12 protein-coding genes and 1 tRNA gene are annotated in these 17371 nt (G+C 62.2%); 1 reads left to right on the top strand and 12 read right to left on the bottom strand.

Going from position 1 to position 17371, the window contains the following annotated elements; translation table 11 throughout:
• Positions 1-506 precede the first annotated feature (506 nt).
• The 7 genes from EP30_RS00540 to EP30_RS00510 all read right to left on the bottom strand — a co-directional run bounded on the left by EP30_RS00540 (position 507) and on the right by EP30_RS00510 (position 9100).
• On the bottom strand, positions 507-1877 hold the full coding sequence (locus EP30_RS00540) for a C1 family peptidase (protein WP_140555208.1): 1371 nt from the start codon (positions 1875-1877) through the stop codon (positions 507-509).
• Positions 1877-3379: a cell division protein gene (locus EP30_RS00535; RefSeq protein WP_140555205.1), complete on the bottom strand. Its 1503-nt coding sequence runs from the start codon at positions 3377-3379 to the stop codon at positions 1877-1879. The genes EP30_RS00540 and EP30_RS00535 overlap by 1 nt, the downstream gene beginning before the upstream one ends.
• A gap of 295 nt (positions 3380-3674) precedes the next feature.
• Complete coding sequence (locus EP30_RS00530; protein WP_140555203.1) at positions 3675-4334, bottom strand: pyroglutamyl-peptidase I; 660 nt, start codon at positions 4332-4334, stop codon at positions 3675-3677.
• A gap of 57 nt (positions 4335-4391) precedes the next feature.
• A complete protein-coding gene (locus EP30_RS00525) occupies positions 4392-5237 on the bottom strand; it encodes an IspD/TarI family cytidylyltransferase (RefSeq protein ID WP_375137725.1) in 846 nt (281 codons plus the stop codon).
• A gap of 312 nt (positions 5238-5549) precedes the next feature.
• Positions 5550-6545, bottom strand: coding sequence for a polyphenol oxidase family protein (locus tag EP30_RS00520; protein ID WP_140555201.1), 996 nt, complete (start codon positions 6543-6545; stop codon positions 5550-5552).
• A 115-nt stretch (positions 6546-6660) separates the two neighbouring features.
• Entirely contained in the window at positions 6661-7920 is a 1260-nt protein-coding gene (locus EP30_RS00515; RefSeq protein ID WP_094662507.1) for a U32 family peptidase, read from the bottom strand.
• Positions 7921-8383: 463 nt separating this feature from the next.
• A complete protein-coding gene (locus EP30_RS00510; protein ID WP_094662233.1) occupies positions 8384-9100 on the bottom strand; it encodes a LysE/ArgO family amino acid transporter in 717 nt (238 codons plus the stop codon).
• A gap of 319 nt (positions 9101-9419) precedes the next feature.
• Here EP30_RS00510 and EP30_RS00505 point away from each other — a divergent pair, with 319 nt between their 5' ends.
• A complete protein-coding gene (locus EP30_RS00505; protein ID WP_258185282.1) occupies positions 9420-11138 on the top strand; it encodes a PLP-dependent aminotransferase family protein in 1719 nt (572 codons plus the stop codon).
• Between the two features lie 144 nt (positions 11139-11282).
• Here the strand turns inward: EP30_RS00505 and EP30_RS00495 are convergent, their stop codons facing one another.
• The 5 genes from EP30_RS00495 to EP30_RS00475 form a co-directional block, all read right to left on the bottom strand.
• On the bottom strand, positions 11283-12158 hold the full coding sequence (locus EP30_RS00495; RefSeq protein WP_140555198.1) for an aldo/keto reductase: 876 nt from the start codon (positions 12156-12158) through the stop codon (positions 11283-11285).
• A 483-nt stretch (positions 12159-12641) separates the two neighbouring features.
• A complete protein-coding gene (locus tag EP30_RS00490) occupies positions 12642-15371 on the bottom strand; it encodes a polyribonucleotide nucleotidyltransferase (RefSeq protein ID WP_094662229.1) in 2730 nt (909 codons plus the stop codon).
• 295 nt (positions 15372-15666) lie between these two features.
• Complete coding sequence (rpsO, locus tag EP30_RS00485; RefSeq protein WP_094662227.1) at positions 15667-15936, bottom strand: 30S ribosomal protein S15; 270 nt, start codon at positions 15934-15936, stop codon at positions 15667-15669.
• Positions 15937-16059: 123 nt separating this feature from the next.
• Positions 16060-16914 (bottom strand): hypothetical protein, encoded by an 855-nt coding sequence (locus EP30_RS00480; protein ID WP_140555196.1) that lies wholly within the window; start codon positions 16912-16914, stop codon positions 16060-16062.
• A gap of 76 nt (positions 16915-16990) precedes the next feature.
• Positions 16991-17064, bottom strand: a tRNA-Gly gene (locus EP30_RS00475).
• Positions 17065-17371 lie beyond the last annotated feature (307 nt).

Raw genomic sequence — 17371 nt, 5'->3', positions numbered from 1 at the left:
GCGCACGATAGACCCTCTCGCCAATGCCGAAAGGGTACGGGGGATTGTCCTGGGACTGTCTTTCTAAATGCAACTGATGTTGTTATTATTGGCCTCTGTCGTCCGGCCAACAGCCGGCGAGAGTAATGAAGAACGCGTTCAATGACATCGTTGCAGGAGCATGCTGCAGGATACAGTGAGATGCCGAAGATGTTGGATCACAACGATAATGAGCGATCTACTCAACGATTCGCAGGACTAGATTTTCATGCCTTGGTATGCGTTGGTCGATAAGAATTTCGATAAAACAGTGGACCCCAAAGGGTTGTGGCGGCAATCGGCTCGACAGTCCACCGGACTGTCTCCCAACGCCTCCGCGCGTATTGGCCTACGCGCACTCCGTGCGCTACTTGGCCAAAGCGGTTGCGGCGGGTTGCGTCGGCAACCCACCACGGGAAAGCTACGTGACAGTCCACCGGACTGTCACGCTTAACGCTTTCCTCGCTTTGGCCTGACGTCGGCGACCGTCAGGCCAAAGCGCCCATTGGATCCCAGGCGGGGAGCATGAGGGCGGGGGTGGTGAGGGCTTCCTGGTATTCCTTGGGGAGCATGGACTTGGGGACAGCGACCTCGTAGACGTATTCGCTGAACCAGTCGTCACTCATCGTGAAGTAGCCCTTGTCGGCGATCTTGTCGCCCCACGAGTTCTCCACACGCCAACGACGCGTGGTCGTGCCATCGTCGGCCACGTCAACGCCCACGAACGCCATCGCGTGGTTCATGGCGGAGTCGGCGAAGCGCACACGCTCCTCCTTGTCCATCGCATAATCCACGTCATACACGCGACCATATTCAAACAGGTCGGTGGCCCATGCACCGTTTTCGCGATCCATCATGGGATGGCAGTCGGCACCGAACCACACCGGAATGCCCTGCTCGCTCATGATCCTACGAGCGCACTCCTTCATGAACGACACCGGCACGTTAAGGTACTCGGTCGGCGTACCGCCCACCACGTTGCCCAGATGCTCGATGCCGATCTTCACGCCCTTCGGGTGCTCGGCACGCGGATCGTCGACCAGGCATACATAGTCCTCAAGACCGGCATCCACGTACTTGTGCCAGAACTCGACCGGCGTGATCTCACCCACACGGTGGAACTCGCCATCGTCATCCGTCCACTCCCAATCGAAACTGGTGGGCGGCGTACCAAGGTGGATCGTCAGAATACGATGCGCAGCGGCCAGCGTCTCATCGATCACCGACTGTGCATCCTCGCCGGCGTACAGCTTGCACACGGCACCACGCAGCAGCGCGCGCAGATTCGTGTTCATCTGACCGGTGTTCTGGCTGGACGCGGTCTCCGGGAACAGATCCTTGGGCACGGCACCATGCTTGACGTACACGTTGAGCGCCATCGTCCACTGGCCACCATCACCCATCACGTCGTGCAGCAGGTGCTGCATCAGACGGGAGTCGGACGGTTCGCCGGCGGCCACCAGCGCGGCCACGTCCTGCATGAAGTAGTTCACGCGCTCCAGCTTGTCGAAGTACATCGCATAGCTCTGCGAGAATTCGAAATCCTTGATGCCGAGATTCTTCTTGGCCACGAAACGCGCCACATTGAGCGAGCTGAACAGCCAGCAGCGGCCGGAACGTGCCTGAGACGTGACCTTGCCATTATCCACGGTCACGGAGAAGCGACGCTGCAGCAGACGGGCGCGGTCGAAGTTGCGGGCCACCTTGTCGATGCCGGCGTCGGTCACCGCGTTCATGGCGATGCGGTTGGCCTCACGGGAGTCGAATCCCTCACGCAGCTCGGCCAGACGGGCGTCGGACAGTGGCGTGAAATCAGCGGTTGCGGTTGCGGAAGTCGCGGTTGCAGTTTCTGCGGTCATCAGCGGTTCCCTTCGTTTCCTGCGTTCCCTGCCGCGGACGGCTTGGCGGGCTCGGTCGGTTCATCGGCGACCACGGGGTCGGCCACCGCGTTGGCCACGGGCACATCCGGAGCCTCGCCCTTGGCACTGGACAGCTTGGCAGCATCCTCCGCAGCGGCGGCGGCATCCTCCGCAGCAGCGGCTGCGACGTTCTTCGCATCCTCGACAACGGCCTTCTCGGCGTTGGCGGCACCAAACACCCCGGCCGCGGCACCGGCCACGCCACCGAATCCGAACGCGTCGGCGAAGATCGAACGCAGCTCATCCACACGGGCGGTGATGGACGCCTCACGGTTCTGCAGTGCGGTGATGTGCTCCTGCAGACCGTTGATCTCCTTCTCGGCGGCCTGACGACGCTGCTCCACCTGCGCCTCGGCCTTGCGAGTGGCCTCGTCGATCAGCGTCTTGCTCTGCTTGTCGGCCTCGTCGTGCTTGACCGCGGAGTAATCGTCGGCCTGGGAACGGGCCTTCTTGGCCTGTTCCAGCAGCTCGTCGGCCTCGCGACGGGCCTGCTCGCTGCGCTCCTTGACGTTGGCGAGCACTTCCTTCACCTTCGCGGTGGCCTCATCCTGCTGAGCGGCGATGTCCTTGCGGATCTGTTCGACCTCGGCACCCACCTTAGCGAGCTTGTCGGCACGCTCGACATCGGCGGCGTCGGTGATGCGACGGGCCTCGGCCTTCGCCTTCTCGAGGATCTCGCCGGACTGGCGCTTGGCGTCGGACAGCATCTTGCCAGCCTGATCACGCATCTCGTTGAGGCGGACATTGGCCTGATCCAGCGCCCTCTGAATACGGTCGTCGGACTCTGCCTTCTTCTTGGCGATCTCCTCGTCGGCGATCTTGCGCTGCTCGGCGATCTCACGGGTCAGCTCGGTGCGCTGCTCGGCGAGCGTACGCTCATGCGCGGCCTTCTCGGCGGCAAGCTGCTTCTCCTGATCGGAACGCGCGGCGGCAAGTTCGAGCTGCAGGGTCTCATGCTGTTCGGCGGCGCGCTTCTCGGACACGGACCTGAGCTGCTGCGCGGTCTGCTTGGCGGAGGCGAGGATCGTGTCAGCTTCGGTGCGGGCCTTGGAGGTCATCGCCTCGGCTTCGGCCTTGGCGTCATCCTGCACCTGCGCGGCATCGATCGACGCGTTGTTGAGCATAGTGTCGGCCTTTTCCTGAGCCGTCTTGCGAATGCGGGCCGCGTCCTGCTTGGCACGGTCGAGCAGTTCACGGCTGGTCTGCTCGGCGGAGGCGAGCAGCTGCTGGGCGGAAGCGCCCAACGATGCGAAGGAGTTCTTCTGGGGAGCGGCCTTGCGGGACTTCTCCTCGCGCAGTTCGGCCTCCAACTGCAAAATGCGCTGATCGTACGCCTTGATCTGTTCACGCATGCGTTCGGTGTTCTCACGCATGCCGGCCATCGCCTGATCGACCCGCTCCTTGTCATACCCACGCAGAACGACGGGGAATTCCTCTGCCATAACAGCTCCTGCCTTGCCACTACCTTCGATCGATTGCACGGGAGCATGATTCACCCCCGACTGCTTGGAACTTTAGCGCACGCATCGCTCTGCCGCGCCGCAGCGACTCATACTTGGCACAGATGTCACACACAGTCATCACAGGCTGTTCGAAGCATGATGAAAAGCCGCTGATCCGTATGCAAAACGTTGGGAATGACGTAACGAAAAACGACGACCGGAGGACAATCCGATCGTCGTGATCATGCATGGTGGCCCGAACTGAGTACAAACGGTGTCCGTCTCAGATCGCGGTTCAGATCTCGTCGGAAACCGGGTGGATCGCATAGTCCGCGGTGGCACGGATCACGTCCTGCGCCGCGGCGATCATCTGCTCCAACGACAGTCCCGAACCGTACTTGCCACCATCATTCATCTTGGGGAAGCTCAGGAATCCGGACAACGCCGTCGACTGCATGGAATTCCAGTCCAGCAGACGATAGAACAACGAATTGCACACGAACGTGCCCGCATCGGAACTCAATGTGGCGGGAATGTTCTGCTCGGCAAAATCATGCAGGATCGTACGCAACGGCAGACGTGTCCAGTAGGCGGCCGGCCCATCCGGATCGATGGGCGCACGACGCGGCTGAATATTGTCCGCATCAGGCCGTGATGCGTCGATCAGATTGGTGGCACAGCGTTCCAATGCCACGGAATGCGCATGCGTCTTGAGTCCGGTGGCGAGCACCATGTCCGGATGCACACGATCGATCGCGTCACGCAGCGTGGGCCACGCATTTTGAAAACTCAGCGGAATCAACACGGATGTGACGTTGATGTGCACGATGCCGGCACTGTCTTCGGACGGCTCAACGCCACGTGATTCCAGCGCCGCGCACACTTCGGCCGAAGGGTTGATGTCGATGTCCTCGTAATGATCGAATCCGGAAATGACGACGTTGAACTCTTGCATGATTCCTAGTGTAAGTGCTGTAGGGATGACGTTGGGTGACGTTGTAGGGGTGACCGCCTATCGACGCATCTGGTCGAGCGCGCCAGACAGCATGGCATGCATACGGGCGCGGGCCTCCTCCTTCGACATGCCCTGCGTCAGGTTCGCGGCGATGTTTTCCGCCACGGGAATGTCGGCGAGTGTGGTGATCTTAAGATTCGTATCGGCACCGGCCACGATGGCCACCGGGGTGCCGGGCAGATAGTCGACCACCACGCGGGTGTCGTCGGTGGGATGGAAGTCGGGATCACCCACCGCCTTGGCGTACGCCTCGCGGATCGTGGAGAAACGGAACGCCTGCGGGGTCTGCGCGCGGAACGTGTCAGGACGTTCGGGCACCGAGGAGATGATCTTGCGGTCACCGAGATCCTGCGTCAGCAGCACGGTGTCGGTGGAGGGCACGGCCACGGTGGCGGCACGGAACTGGTTGAGCGTCTCGATGCAGCCGCGGATGGCGGACTGTTCGACGAACGGTCGCACGGCGTCGTGGATCAGCACCTTCGCATCGTCGGGAATGCCGGCGTCGGCAAGCGTCTGCAATGCGATCTGCGTGCTGTCGGAACGTTCGGCACCGCCTTCGATCACCATGCGCACCTTGCTCATGCCATTGTTGACGATCAGACTCTCCACCTGCTCGTGCACACGCGGATTGACCACGACGATGATGTCGGAGACCAGCGGATTGTGCTCGAACGCCTCGATGGACCACAGGACGATCTCCTTGCCACCCACCGACACGAGCTGCTTGGGGTTGTCGGGGTCGAAGCGGGTGCCGAATCCCGCGGCCAGCACGACGGCCACCACAGGGACATCGGTGGGCAGCGGGGTGGACTGTTCGGGATGCACGGACTGTGCCGACTGCACTGCTGCTGCCGACTGCACTGCTGCTGTGGCGGCCGGATCGGCATTCACACTGACGGTCGGGTCGACAGCGGAGTCGACAGTCGGATCGTTCTGGGTAACATCGCTCTTCTCACACATGGGCACCACCGTAGCCGCTTCGGGGGGATGCCGCGCCCGCCCATCGACAACTGCCCGAATCTTTCACGTCGCATGTACGGGCGCTGCGGGGTCGCCGTGTTTTATTCATGCTGCGGTTCGGGAATTCCCGCACTCGTGGAAGTGACGCTACGGGACGGTGCGGAGTGCGCTCGGTGTGGAGCGGAGCGGGCGTGGTTACTCGCGGACGATCAGGGCGAGGAGGCGACCTTCGTGGCTCTTGCCGGCGAGCGCGGCGCGGCGATGCGAGTACCACAGCGGGTTCTCGAGCGTGCACATGCTGTGACGGATCTGTTCGAGGCGCTCATGCAGGGACTCGGGGCCTTCGCCGTCGGTACGGCACAGCTCGGCGAGCTCCTCGTCGGCATCGAGGTACTGGGTGGCGGCGTTCACGCGCGGCATGGACTGGCCGACCTTGGTCACGCCGGCGAATGCGAGGTCGATCATCGCGGCTTCGTTGAGATCCACGCCGGCACCGCCGAATCGTGTGACGGTGCGCGTGAGAGGGAAGCGGTTCTGGAAGTCCTCAGCGATCTCATCGCCCACTTCGTAGCAGTCTCCGCAGATGCACGGGCCGAGCGTGGCGACGATGGATTCGCGCTTGGCACCCTTGGCCACCATGAGGTCCACGGTGGCGCCGATCACACCACGCTGCAGTCCGCGACGGCCGCAGTGAGCCGCGCCGATCACACCGGATTCAGGGTCGGCGAACAGCACGGGCAGGCAGTCCGCAGCGAACATGCCGAGGGCTACGCCGCGCTGGTTGGTCACCTGGCCGTCTGCCTCCACACGGCGGGCTTCGGTGCCGTCGGGCAGTGCGGTGCCGGACGCGTCGAAACCGTAGGGGGCGTTTTCCTCCCAGAGTTCGTCAGTGTCCACGGCGATGCCGGAGTGCACCTGACCGATCAGGGAGAGTTTCACGCCAAGCTCGTCGGCAAGCGCCTGGCGGTTGGCGGCCACGTGCGCGGGATCGTCGCCGCCGCGTCCGCCGAGATTGAGTCCGGCCCAGTCGCCCGTGGAGACGCCGCCGAGACGCGTGGTGTACACCACCTTGATGCCGGGAGCGAGTTGGATCGGGATGGTCACGGGGATGGGGCGACCGTTCTTGTCGTGGCTGGGGATGGCGTTGCTGTTGAGGATTTCGTTGTCGTAGTTGGTGTTGTCGTTAGGCATTGTTGGTCCTTGCTAGTCCTTTGCATTCGATCTGTGTTCGATCATGTGCGCTCTGTGATCGTTGCGATCGCGCGTGCCGATTATTCGAACGTTCCGATCATTCCGCGCGTTCCGATCATTCGGCCTTGAGTGTGCGGTTGGGTGCGGGCGAGCGCATCATCAGTCCGTCGGCCACAGGCTCGGGGCAGGCCATGGAGAACGTGCGCGTGGGGTATGCGGCCGCGGCGACGGGCACGCCGTCCGCGTCGAGGAACGAGTCGTCGGCCGATTCGATGCGTACCGGGGGCTCGCCGGGACGCAGGATCTCCACGGTCTGGCCGGGCGTGATCTTGTTGTGTCCCATGAACGTGAGTCGGCCGTCCGCCCAGCCGCGGGTCTCGCCCACGAGCACCCAGTCGCGGTAGTAGCCGTTGCGGTCGGCGTTCTGGGTGACCTTGTGTTCGGGGTACCAGAATCCAGTGCTGTAGTCGCGGTGCGAGACCTTGTACGGTTCTGCGCGCAGCCATTCGGGGAGTACGACGTCACGCGGATCGTCGGCTTCCAGGCACAGATTGACCGCGCACTTGTAGGCGTTGGTCATGGCGGAGATGTAGTAGACGCTTTTGGCGCGGCCCTCGATTTTGAGGCTGGTCACGCCGGCGTCGATCACGTCGCCCACGTGTTCGAGCATGCACATGTCCTGTGAGTTGAAGATGTAGGAGCCCTTGTCGGTCTCCTCGATCGGGAAGTACTGGCCGGGGCGCTTCTCCTCCACCAGATGGTACTTCCAGCGGCAGGGCTGTGCGCATTCGCCGTGGTTGCCGTCGCGTCCGGTCAGATAGTTGGAGATCAGGCAGCGGCCGGAGAACGCCATGCACATCGATCCGTGCACGAACGCCTCGATGTCGAGATCAGCAGGCACGTTGGCGCGAATGCCGCGCACGGTGTCGAGGCTGAGCTCGCGGGCCAGGACCACGCGCTTGGCACCGAGTTCGTGCAGTTCGTTCGCGGCGAGCCAGTTGGTCACGCCCGCCTGGGTACTCACGTGCAGTTCGAGGTCCGGCGCGATGCGGTGGGCCATCATCATCACGCCGATGTCGGTGACAATGATCGCATCCACACCAATGTCGGCAAGCTGGCCGATGTATTCGCGGATGCCGGCGATCTCCTCGTTGCGGGGCAGGATGTTGCAGGTGATGTAGATGCGAGCGCCGCGGGCGTGAGCGTAGTCGCGAGCCTCGGCGATCTCCTCGAGGGAAAGGTTCTTGGGAGCGGAGCGCATGCCGAACATCTTGCCTGAGCAGTAGACGGCGTCGGCACCGAAGTCGATGGCGGCCTTGAAGGACTTGAGGTTGCCTGCCGGTGCGAGCACTTCGGGCGAGGTGCGGCGGATCATGGTCGGGGTGCCGGTCTGCGCAATGCCGGCTGCGGTGTTCAGGGATTCGTTAACGTTCATAGCGCCCATAAGTCTAGCGGCAGGCAGAGGCAGGAACGCTGGCCCTTCGCTCTCGGAGTGGGCGGAGTGGCCGGCATCCGGATGAACGGAGCACGGGCGGCTTCATTGACCATCGGAAGAGACGGACGTAGCGGAATAGCCCAATGCAAACCGATGCAACCCGGTGCAAACCGATACAGACCGTTGCGGACCGTTGTTACGGACGTGTCGCAGTCAGAAATGTTCGGTTTTCGAGCCCAAATTCCCGCAGTATCGATAAGGCGTCGGTTCACAAATCACAGAACTGCAATATAAGGCCCGAAATAGGGCGTTTTCCGAAGGGTATCTTCGAGTTGTGCGCTGTCCGCTCCGGAGACCCAGCGACCAATCGCACATAATCCCACAGAACCCCTCAACACGGACGTCAGATCACAGCGAGCGCGAACTGGACGAGCAGCTTGACACCGTAGGCGATGATCACCGCGCCACATACCTTGTTGAGCACGCCGATCACCTTGGGGCTGAAACGGTTGCGGAATGCGGACACGAGTAGCGTCACACCGATGAACCATGCGATGGATGCGGTCTCCACACCAGTGATGAACGGCGTGGACTGCGAGGCGGTGAGCGTGGCGGAGAATGCACCGAGCATCAGCGTGCCGTCGATGATGGCCTGCGGGTTGAACCAGGTCACTACGCATGCGGTGGAGATGGTCTTGCCCAGAAAGCCGCCCAGCGTCCCCAAACCCTTGCCTGACTTGCCCGACGCCATACGGTCGGAGGACCTCGCGACATCAGTGTCAGTGTGTGCAGCGGTGCGAGCATCCGAAGTAACCGCAGCATGCGGGGCGGAGTCGGCATCCACGCGCTGGCGCAGCAGACCGCCGCCGATGCCGATCACTACCACACCACCCACGGCCAGCACCGCGAGGCGCAGCCAGTCGTAACGCTGCATAAGCGTGCCGATGCCGAAGAAGCATGACAACGACAGCGATACGTCGAACACGATCACGATCAACGCGGTCAGCAGTGCATGACGACGCGTCTTGGTCAACGCCGAGTTGATGACGAACAGGTTCTGCATGCCGATCGGCGCGATATAGGCCAGCCCCATCGTAAGGCCCTGCAAATAGAATCCCATGACCTACCTCTTCCCATCCAATCACAGTCATAATCCGTCCACATCAGTTTTGGATGGATCATATTCACTCAACCAAAATCACTATTCCCACCACACCATAACCAATAGAAATCGTTGCGAATAGTGATATTCGCCAATTTCTATCCATCATTCTATGGGTGACACTACAATTGGCAACCGGCCAAACGATATCAACGTCATCAACCAAACAGCCAACCAAAATCGTTGAGTAGACAGCCAAACACCACGGATCGCATATCGTTCGCGCCACGACCGCCGCCACCGCACACACCACACAACCGTCAGAGGGGGATTCCACATGGCCAGACCGGCACCGCTCGTCATTGACTGGAAACCGAACCGCACGCTGAACGTGCCGGTGACCGAGCAGATCGTGCAGTACATGTGTCGGCAGGTGTCGAGCGGCGCGTGGCCCATCGGCGCGCGTCTCCCCTCGCAGCGCGCGCTGGCCGAGGGGTTCGGTGTGAACCGATCCACCGTGATCGCCGCAGTGAACGAGCTCGCCGACTACGGCATCGTGGAGGGGGCCCACGGCGCCGGCACGCGCATCGTCAGCAACACCTGGTCGCTGATGCTGCCCGGCGCGCCGGATTGGGCCGACTACGTGTCGTCCGGATTCTTCAAGGCGAACAATGACACGATCCAGGCGATCAACCGCCTCGAATTCGCGCCGCATATGGCCCGGCTGGGCACCGGTGAACTCGATCCGCGTCTCTTCCCCACCGACATGTGGCGCACGGTGATGCGGCAGGCCGCCGACGAGATCGATTCGATGGGATACCCCGAGCCCGAGGGCATTCCCGAACTGCGCGCGGCGATCGCCGACCACATGCGCAGACTCGGCATCGACACCGATGCCTCGCAGATCCTTGTCACGTCGGGCGCACTGCAGGCGTTGCAGATCATTTCGGTGAGTCTGCTCGGCGCGGGTTCCACCGTATTCGCCGAGGCTCCGAGCTATATCAAGTCGTTGCAGGTGTTTCAGTCGGCGGGCATGCATCTGACGGGCGTGCCCATGGATGATGACGGGCTGAGCGTCAACGGACTGTCGGATATGCTCAGCAGCAGCGGTCTCAATCGAAACGGAGGCAATGGCATCGGTACGGCGAGTGCCCGACACCGCGGATCGGGGTCCGTGCTGTATACGATCCCCACGAACCACAACCCCACCGGCCGCACCATGAGCGAGGTGCGACGACGTGAGCTCATCGAATGCTGCGTGGCCAACCGTCTGCCGATCATCGAGGACGGCGCGTATCAGGACCTGTACTTCGGCGATCGCCCGCCGTTGCCGCTTAAGGCGATGGACGAGACCGGCATGGTGATCTATCTGGGGAGCGCCTCGAAGGCGCTTGCCCCCGGCCTGCGCATCGGGTGGATCGTGGCCCCCGAGCCGATCGTGCATCGTATGGCCGATGTGAAGATGCAGATGGATTACGGCGCGAGTCTGCTCTCGCAGTGGGTGTTCGCCCGGTTCCTCACCAACGGCATGTACGACGAGTATCTTGCCGGACTCAAGCGGGAGTTGCGACGCCGCCGGGATGCGGCGTTGGATACGCTTGAAGAATTGTTTGGCGATTCAACAAACGGTTCGTCCAGCGAGTACGACGATGCCGCAGTCAGCAAGTTTGCTGATTTGACTAATGATTTGACTAATGATTTGACAGGGAATTCACCGGACGCAATATCAGAAGATACAACGTCGAGCGCGGTGACAATAGCGAACGCGAGAACAACGTCGAGCACGGCAGCAACGTCCGGCACAACACCGTCCGGCACATGCCGTGCGCATTGGAGAGTGCCGGACGGCGGCTTCTACATCTGGCTGACCTTTGACCAGCCGATGCCGATGAACCGTCTGTTCGCCAAGGCCGTGGAGGCCGGCATACTCCTCAACCCCGGCGATATCTACGATTTCGAGGGCGATAATTCGCTTCGTCTGAGCTACGCGTATACCACGCCCGAGGAGTTCGCCGCGGCCGCCCGCACACTCGCCGACGTGGCGAGGAAGCTCTAGGGACGCCTGCATTTCTACGAGTTCTATCGGCATCGCGGAGTCCGGAACCGTGCGCAATCACAGCGACGCGAATGGGCGCACGATCATGCAGTCATGGTCGCGTGCCCATTCGCATTCGTCACATGCGTGTGCGGACTCCGGCGTTCACGCACCCGCGTTGAGCTTGGCGAGTTCCTCGTCGGTGAGCGTCAGATCGCCGGCCTTGAACGAATCAAGGAACGTGGCGGGACGGTGGCATCCGGGGATCACGAACATGTGGTCGCCCTGTGCCAGCTCCCACGCGAGCGTGACCTGCTGGTAGCTCACGCCGCGAGCCGCCGCCACCTCGCGGAACGGATCGAACAGATGCTCGTCGTATGGGTGTCGGAAGCCGCCAAGCGGACTCCAGCACACGAACGCCAGTCCCAGCTTCGCGCAGTAGTCCAGCGTATCGCGCGTTTCACGATGGATCGGCGAATACTGGTTCTGCACGGCGATCAGACGGTCGCCAAGAATACCGCGCGCGATGTCGAGCTGTTCGATCGTCACATTGGAGACGCCGGCATAGCGGGCCACGCCTTCGTCGAGCAGCTGGCGGACGGCTTCGATCGACTCGTTGTACGGCACTTCGGGATCGTGACGGTGCATGTACAGCAGATCGATCGTGTCGACGCCGAGCGCCATCGCCGACTGCTTGCCGTACTCGAGCAGATGTTCAGGCTTGCCGTCGCGCGGCCAGATCGGCTTGCCGTTCTCATCGAAATCACGACGCAGACCGATCTTGGTGGCGACAAGCACCTCGTCGCGCGGTCCGTTCCAGCTGTCGAGCGCCTCGCGGGTGAGCTTCTCGCCGGTCTGCTCCTCCTCGCCGGGCGCGTAGTACGCCCACGCGGTGTCGATCATGCGGGAGCCGGCGTCGAGACCGGCGTGGATCGTCTCCAGCGCCTGCTCGTGACTCGGATATCCCTCAATGGTCAGGCCCATCTCGCCGATGCCGATGGCCGTGGTCTCGAACGGACCGATGTTACGCCGCAACGTCATGTTCTGCTCCTTCATTCGCGTCATGAATACGTCATGAATATGTCATGATCGTCCACATTCAGCGTAAAGAACACGGCGGATTTCACGACTCGGTATACGACGACCGTATGACGAGTACGGCAGATGCGGTACAGCACCCGTATGACAGCAATCGTCGATTTTCCCGCCCGTCCGGTGCTTATCGGACACACCCATGCGTCCAACAAGCACCCAGGCATCTCCCCCGTGCTTTTTCGACGCATGCATACGTCCAATACACACCCAAGTACCGCCACCGTGCTCATTTGGCACATGCATACGTCCAATAAGCATCTGCGTCCATCCCCAATGCTCATGCGACGCATGCATGCGTCCGACAAGCACGTCGGCATACGGAAAAGCCCGCCTTGGCATGAAACCAAGGCGGGCGAAGGTTTGGGATTGTGATCCGATCGTGTACCTAGACGGTCACGATCTGATCACGAGATCACGCGATCGACGCGATCAGTCCTCGTCGAACGGATCGAAGTCGCGGCGCACACGGCGGCGAGGACGCTCGGAACGCTCCTCGCGATCGGCGCGGTACTCATCGTAGGCGTCGTCGACGGCGTAGCGCGGGTTGCGGTCATCGCGACGGCCACGGCCACCACGACGATCATCACGATCGCGACGGTCATCACGATCGTAGCGATCGTCACGACGACGGTCATCACGGCTGCCACGGCGGTCATCACGATCGTCACGGTCATCACGATCGTAACGGTCGCCACGACGACGGTCATCACGATCGTAGTCGCGGTCATCGTGGTCATAACGGTCATCATCGTAGCGACGGCGGCGCGGACGACGGTCGTCACGATCGTCACGACGGCGATCATCACGATCATCGCGACGGCCACGGCCACCACGACGATCATCGCGATCGTAACGGTCATCACGGCTGCCACGGCGGTCGTCACGACCACCACGGCGATCACCGCGTTCACGACGATCGTCACCGCGAGCGGCACCACGACCGGCACCGGACTCCTGATCCTCGAAGCCGGGGATGGCCAGCGAGATCTTGCCGCGATCGTCCACGCCCTGCACGACCACCTCGACGGTGTCGCCTTCCTTGAGCACGTCCTCAACGGCATCGATGCGCTCACCATTGGCGAGGTTGCGGATCTGGCTGATGTGCAGCAGACCGTCGGTGCCCGGGGTCAGGTTCACGAACGCGCCGAACGACGTGGTCTTCACGACCTTGCCGTTGTACTGCTCGCCGGCCTCCGGCACGTGCGGGTTGGCGATCTGGTCGATGATGGCCTTGGCCTTCTCGGCGGCCTCGCCACCCTCGGAGGAGATGAACACGGTACCGTCATCCTCGATGGCGATCTCGGCGCCGGTGTCCTCCTGGATCTGGTTGATCATCTTGCCCTTGGGGCCGATGACCTCGCCGATCTTCTCGACCGGAACGGTGGTGGTGATGATGCGCGGGGCGAACTCACTCATCTCGGCCGGCTCATCGATGCACTCGTTGATCAGGTCGAGGATGGTGGCGCGGGCCTCATGCGCCTGCTGCAGGGCGGCGGCCAGAATGTCGGCCGGAATGCCGTCGAGCTTGGTGTCGAGCTGCAGAGCGGTGATGAACTCGCTCGTGCCGGCCACCTTGAAGTCCATGTCGCCGAACGCGTCCTCGGCACCCAGGATGTCGGTGAGCGTCTTGTAGACATGCTGGCCGTCCACATCGCCGGACACCAGACCCATGGCGATGCCCGCCACCGGAGCCTTCAGCGGCACGCCGGCCGCCAGCAGGGACAGGGTGGATGCGCACACGGAACCCATGGAGGTGGAACCGTTGGAGCCGATGGCCTCGGAGACCTGACGGATGGCGTAGGGGAACTCCTCGCGGTCCGGCAGCACCGGCACGATGGCCTTCTCGGCGAGGGCGCCGTGGCCGATCTCGCGGCGCTTCGGGGAGCCGACGCGGCCGGTCTCGCCGGTGGAGTACGGCGGCATCTCGTAGTTATGCATGTAGCGCTTGGAAGTCGGGCCGGACAGGGCGTCGATCTGCTGCTCCATCTTGAGCATGTTCAGCGTGGTGACGCCCAAGATCTGGGTCTCGCCGCGCTGGAAGAGGGCGGAACCGTGCACGCGGGGCACGATGTCGACCTCGGCGGACAGGGTGCGGATGTCGCGCAGGCCACGGCCGTCGATGCGGTAGTCCTGGGTGAGGATGCGGCGACGCACGATCTGGCGCTGTAGCTCCTTGAACGCGTTGCCGATCTCCTTTTCCTTCTCGGCATCGTCCATCTCGGTGAACTCGCCGGCGAGGGTGTCCTTCACGTTCTGCTTGATCTCGGCGATGCGATCCTGACGCGGCAGCTTCTCCGCGATGGACAGAGCCTGATCGAGATCGGCGTGAGCGATCTGATCAATGCGGTTGTAGAGATCGTCGGTGTACTCCGGGAAGAGCTGGAATTCCTTGGTCTCCTTGGCGGCGATGCGCTTGAGCTCGTCCTGAGCCTCGCAGATCGTCTTGATGAACGGCTTGGCGGCCTCGAGACCACCGGCCACAACGGTCTCGTCGGGCTTGACCTGACCGTCTTCGTAGATCAGCTTCCAGGCGTTCTTGCCGGCACCGGCCTCGATCATGGCGATGGCGACGTCACCGTTCTCGATCACACGGCCGGCGACCACGATCTCGAACACGGCGCGCTCGCGCTCGCTCCAGCGCGGGAAGGCGACCCACTGGCCGTCGATCAGGGCCAGACGCACGCCGGACACCGGGCCCTCGAAGGGCAGACCGGAGATCATGGTGGAGGCGGAGGCGGCGTTCAGGGCAATCACGTCGTATGCGTCGTCGGGGTTCACGGCGAGGACGGTCTCCACGACCTGCACCTCGTTGCGCAGCGTGTGCGGGAACAGCGGACGCAGCGGGCGGTCGATGATGCGGCAGGCCAGAATGGCCTCGGAGCTCGGGCGACCCTCGCGGCGGAAGAAGGAGCCGGGGATCTTGCCCGCGGCGTACATCTTCTCCTCCACGTCCACGGTCAGCGGGAAGAAATCGTAGTTCTCCTTCGGGCTGGAACCGGCGGTGGTGGTGGACAGAATCATCGAGTCATCGTCAAGATAGGCGGCGACGGCACCGTCCGCCTGCTGGGCGAGAAGACCGGTTTCGAAGCGCAGCGTCCGCTTACCGAATGAACCATTGTCAATTACGGCCTCTACGGCCTTGATTTCGGGACCCTCCAAGGGTTCCTCCTTTTTTCGTACTCGAACTTGCTTGATTACGTTTTTGATTACGTTGTACGTGCGTGTTCTTGCTTCAGTTGTAATTATCGGTTATCGACCGTGTTCGTTCCGTCGGCCATTCACTTCATCATCTCAGCACACCGGGCGCGGCATACCTGGCCGCGTGCTCCTCGCATCAGAATTCCATACTTCCCCGACCCCTCCACTATTCTCGGGGCCCCTCATGTTGTCATCCCACCGTCCGAAAGCCGGCATGCAAAAGCGCCCGAGCAAGTTATGCTCGGGCGGAAGAATACTATCGGCGCAGACCGAGGCGCTCGATCAGGGAACGGTAACGCTCGATGTCGTTGCGCTTCAGGTAGTCGAGAAGACGACGACGGTCACCGATCATCAGCTGCATACCACGACGGGAGTGGTGGTCGTGCTTGTGCTCCTTGAGGTGATCGGTCAGGTCGGAGATGCGCTTGGACAGCAGCGCCACCTGGACCTCGGGCGAGCCGGTGTCGCCCTCGTGCGTCGCGTACTCGGAAATGATTGCCTGCTTTTCAGCGGTGCTAAGAGCCACAGCTCCTCCTTATATTGAATGTGTTGCGCGGTGCCATCAGCACGATGCTCATGGCGCTCTCTATCCGCGGGCGAAACACGCCAACATTCAAGTATACTCACCCCTCGGACGAAGACCACGCCGTCACACCGTGGTGACCAGTCCGCCGAACAGTACCACGGCGAGCGCCACCAGCTCGATCACGAAAAAGATCGCCAGCGCCGACCAGCTGCGCGTCAGCACGTTAAGCGGTGAATCCTTGCGGATCAGCACGAGCAGCCCCACGTACAGCACGGCGAACACCGCCAGTCCGATCGCCGATGCGAGGATGCCGAGGTTCGCCGCGTTGATCGGCGCGGCCGCATCGCCGTACACCACATAGGTGGAGTACCAGAAGTTGAGTCGCAGCAGTCCCACGCCGGAGATCAGCTGCTCCACGGCCAGCAGCAGGATGAACAGCACTCGCCAGATCACCTTGCGCGTCTCCATCACCGCCATGCCCAACGTCATGAACGTCATCGATGTGACTACCCATGCGATGAGCGCGGCACCGCGCGGGTCGATCGGGGAGACCGCGTCGACCACGGTCTGCGTGCCGGTCATGGCCAGCTGACGACCGGCCCAGTACGGCACGATGATCGCCACGAGCAGTGCGACGATGAACGCGATCCATCGACTCTTGTGCCATTCGCTGCGTTCGCGCTCGGCCATCGACGGCACGCGCGGATGCGATGCGCTCGGGTCGGTGCGTCTGACGGGACGATGGCCCGGGCCGATCTGCGTGCCGAGCGCGTCGGACGTGCCAGACATGCCAAACGTGCCGGAATCGATGTCTGCGCTGATACCGGAACCGGCCGGATCGGCGACCGTCGCCGTCGATTCGACGTTGACGGTGTCGACGACGTCGGCGGTACCGGTGGTATTGGCTGTGTCGACGTTGGCTGTGTCGGCGGACTGCCGCGCGGTGAACTGATCAGTGGACTGCTGTTCGGTTGCCATGTGTCCTCCCGAAAGGTCGTTTGCCCGTCGCCGGCGCACCGGATACAAAAAAACCGTTGGCTTCCCAACGGTTCCTTGGAGCGGATGACGGGAATCGAACCCGCGTAATCAGTTTGGAAGACTGAGGCTCTACCATTGAGCTACATCCGCGTGGAAGTCGACATGTCAAACTTCCGAATCACGATTATTACATACCTGAGCGATTTTGCCAAACGGCGTGTTCCATCGAGTTCGTTGAGCCGTGTTCGCCAGGACATGTTGAGGGCATGTTCGGCGAGGCGCGTTCATCGCAAACGCGTGCCAAACCACCGCCGCATCGACCACGACACACGGTACACACCACACAACACACGACAACACCCCTCACTCATTTCCCCATTCCTTAGTGTGATCAGGCGGCATACCTCAACACACGGTCCACCCATTCCTTAGTGTGATCACACTAAGGATGCGGCGG

The sequence above is a fragment of the Bifidobacterium sp. UTCIF-39 genome (assembly GCF_006408715.1).
GTDB classification, from domain to species: domain Bacteria; phylum Actinomycetota; class Actinomycetes; order Actinomycetales; family Bifidobacteriaceae; genus Galliscardovia; species Galliscardovia tissieri.
The sequence above is the reverse complement of the archived record's forward strand: the minus strand, read 5'-3'. Positions and strand labels throughout refer to the sequence as shown.

What these genes read in the sequence shown, in the direction of transcription:
- EP30_RS00540 (WP_140555208.1), bottom strand. Translation starts at nt 1,877, where the DNA reads ATGACCGCAGAAACTGCAACCGCGACTTCCGCAACCGCAACCGCTGAT.
- EP30_RS00535 (WP_140555205.1), bottom strand. Translation starts at nt 3,379, where the DNA reads ATGGCAGAGGAATTCCCCGTCGTTCTGCGTGGGTATGACAAGGAGCGG.
- EP30_RS00530 (WP_140555203.1), bottom strand. Translation starts at nt 4,334, where the DNA reads ATGCAAGAGTTCAACGTCGTCATTTCCGGATTCGATCATTACGAGGAC.
- EP30_RS00520 (WP_140555201.1), bottom strand. Translation starts at nt 6,545, where the DNA reads ATGCCTAACGACAACACCAACTACGACAACGAAATCCTCAACAGCAAC.
- EP30_RS00515 (WP_094662507.1), bottom strand. Translation starts at nt 7,920, where the DNA reads ATGATCCGCCGCACCTCGCCCGAAGTGCTCGCACCGGCAGGCAACCTC.
- EP30_RS00510 (WP_094662233.1), bottom strand. Translation starts at nt 9,100, where the DNA reads ATGGGATTCTATTTGCAGGGCCTTACGATGGGGCTGGCCTATATCGCG.
- EP30_RS00505 (WP_258185282.1), top strand. Translation starts at nt 9,420, where the DNA reads ATGGCCAGACCGGCACCGCTCGTCATTGACTGGAAACCGAACCGCACG.
- EP30_RS00495 (WP_140555198.1), bottom strand. Translation starts at nt 12,158, where the DNA reads ATGACGTTGCGGCGTAACATCGGTCCGTTCGAGACCACGGCCATCGGC.
- EP30_RS00480 (WP_140555196.1), bottom strand. Translation starts at nt 16,914, where the DNA reads ATGGCAACCGAACAGCAGTCCACTGATCAGTTCACCGCGCGGCAGTCC.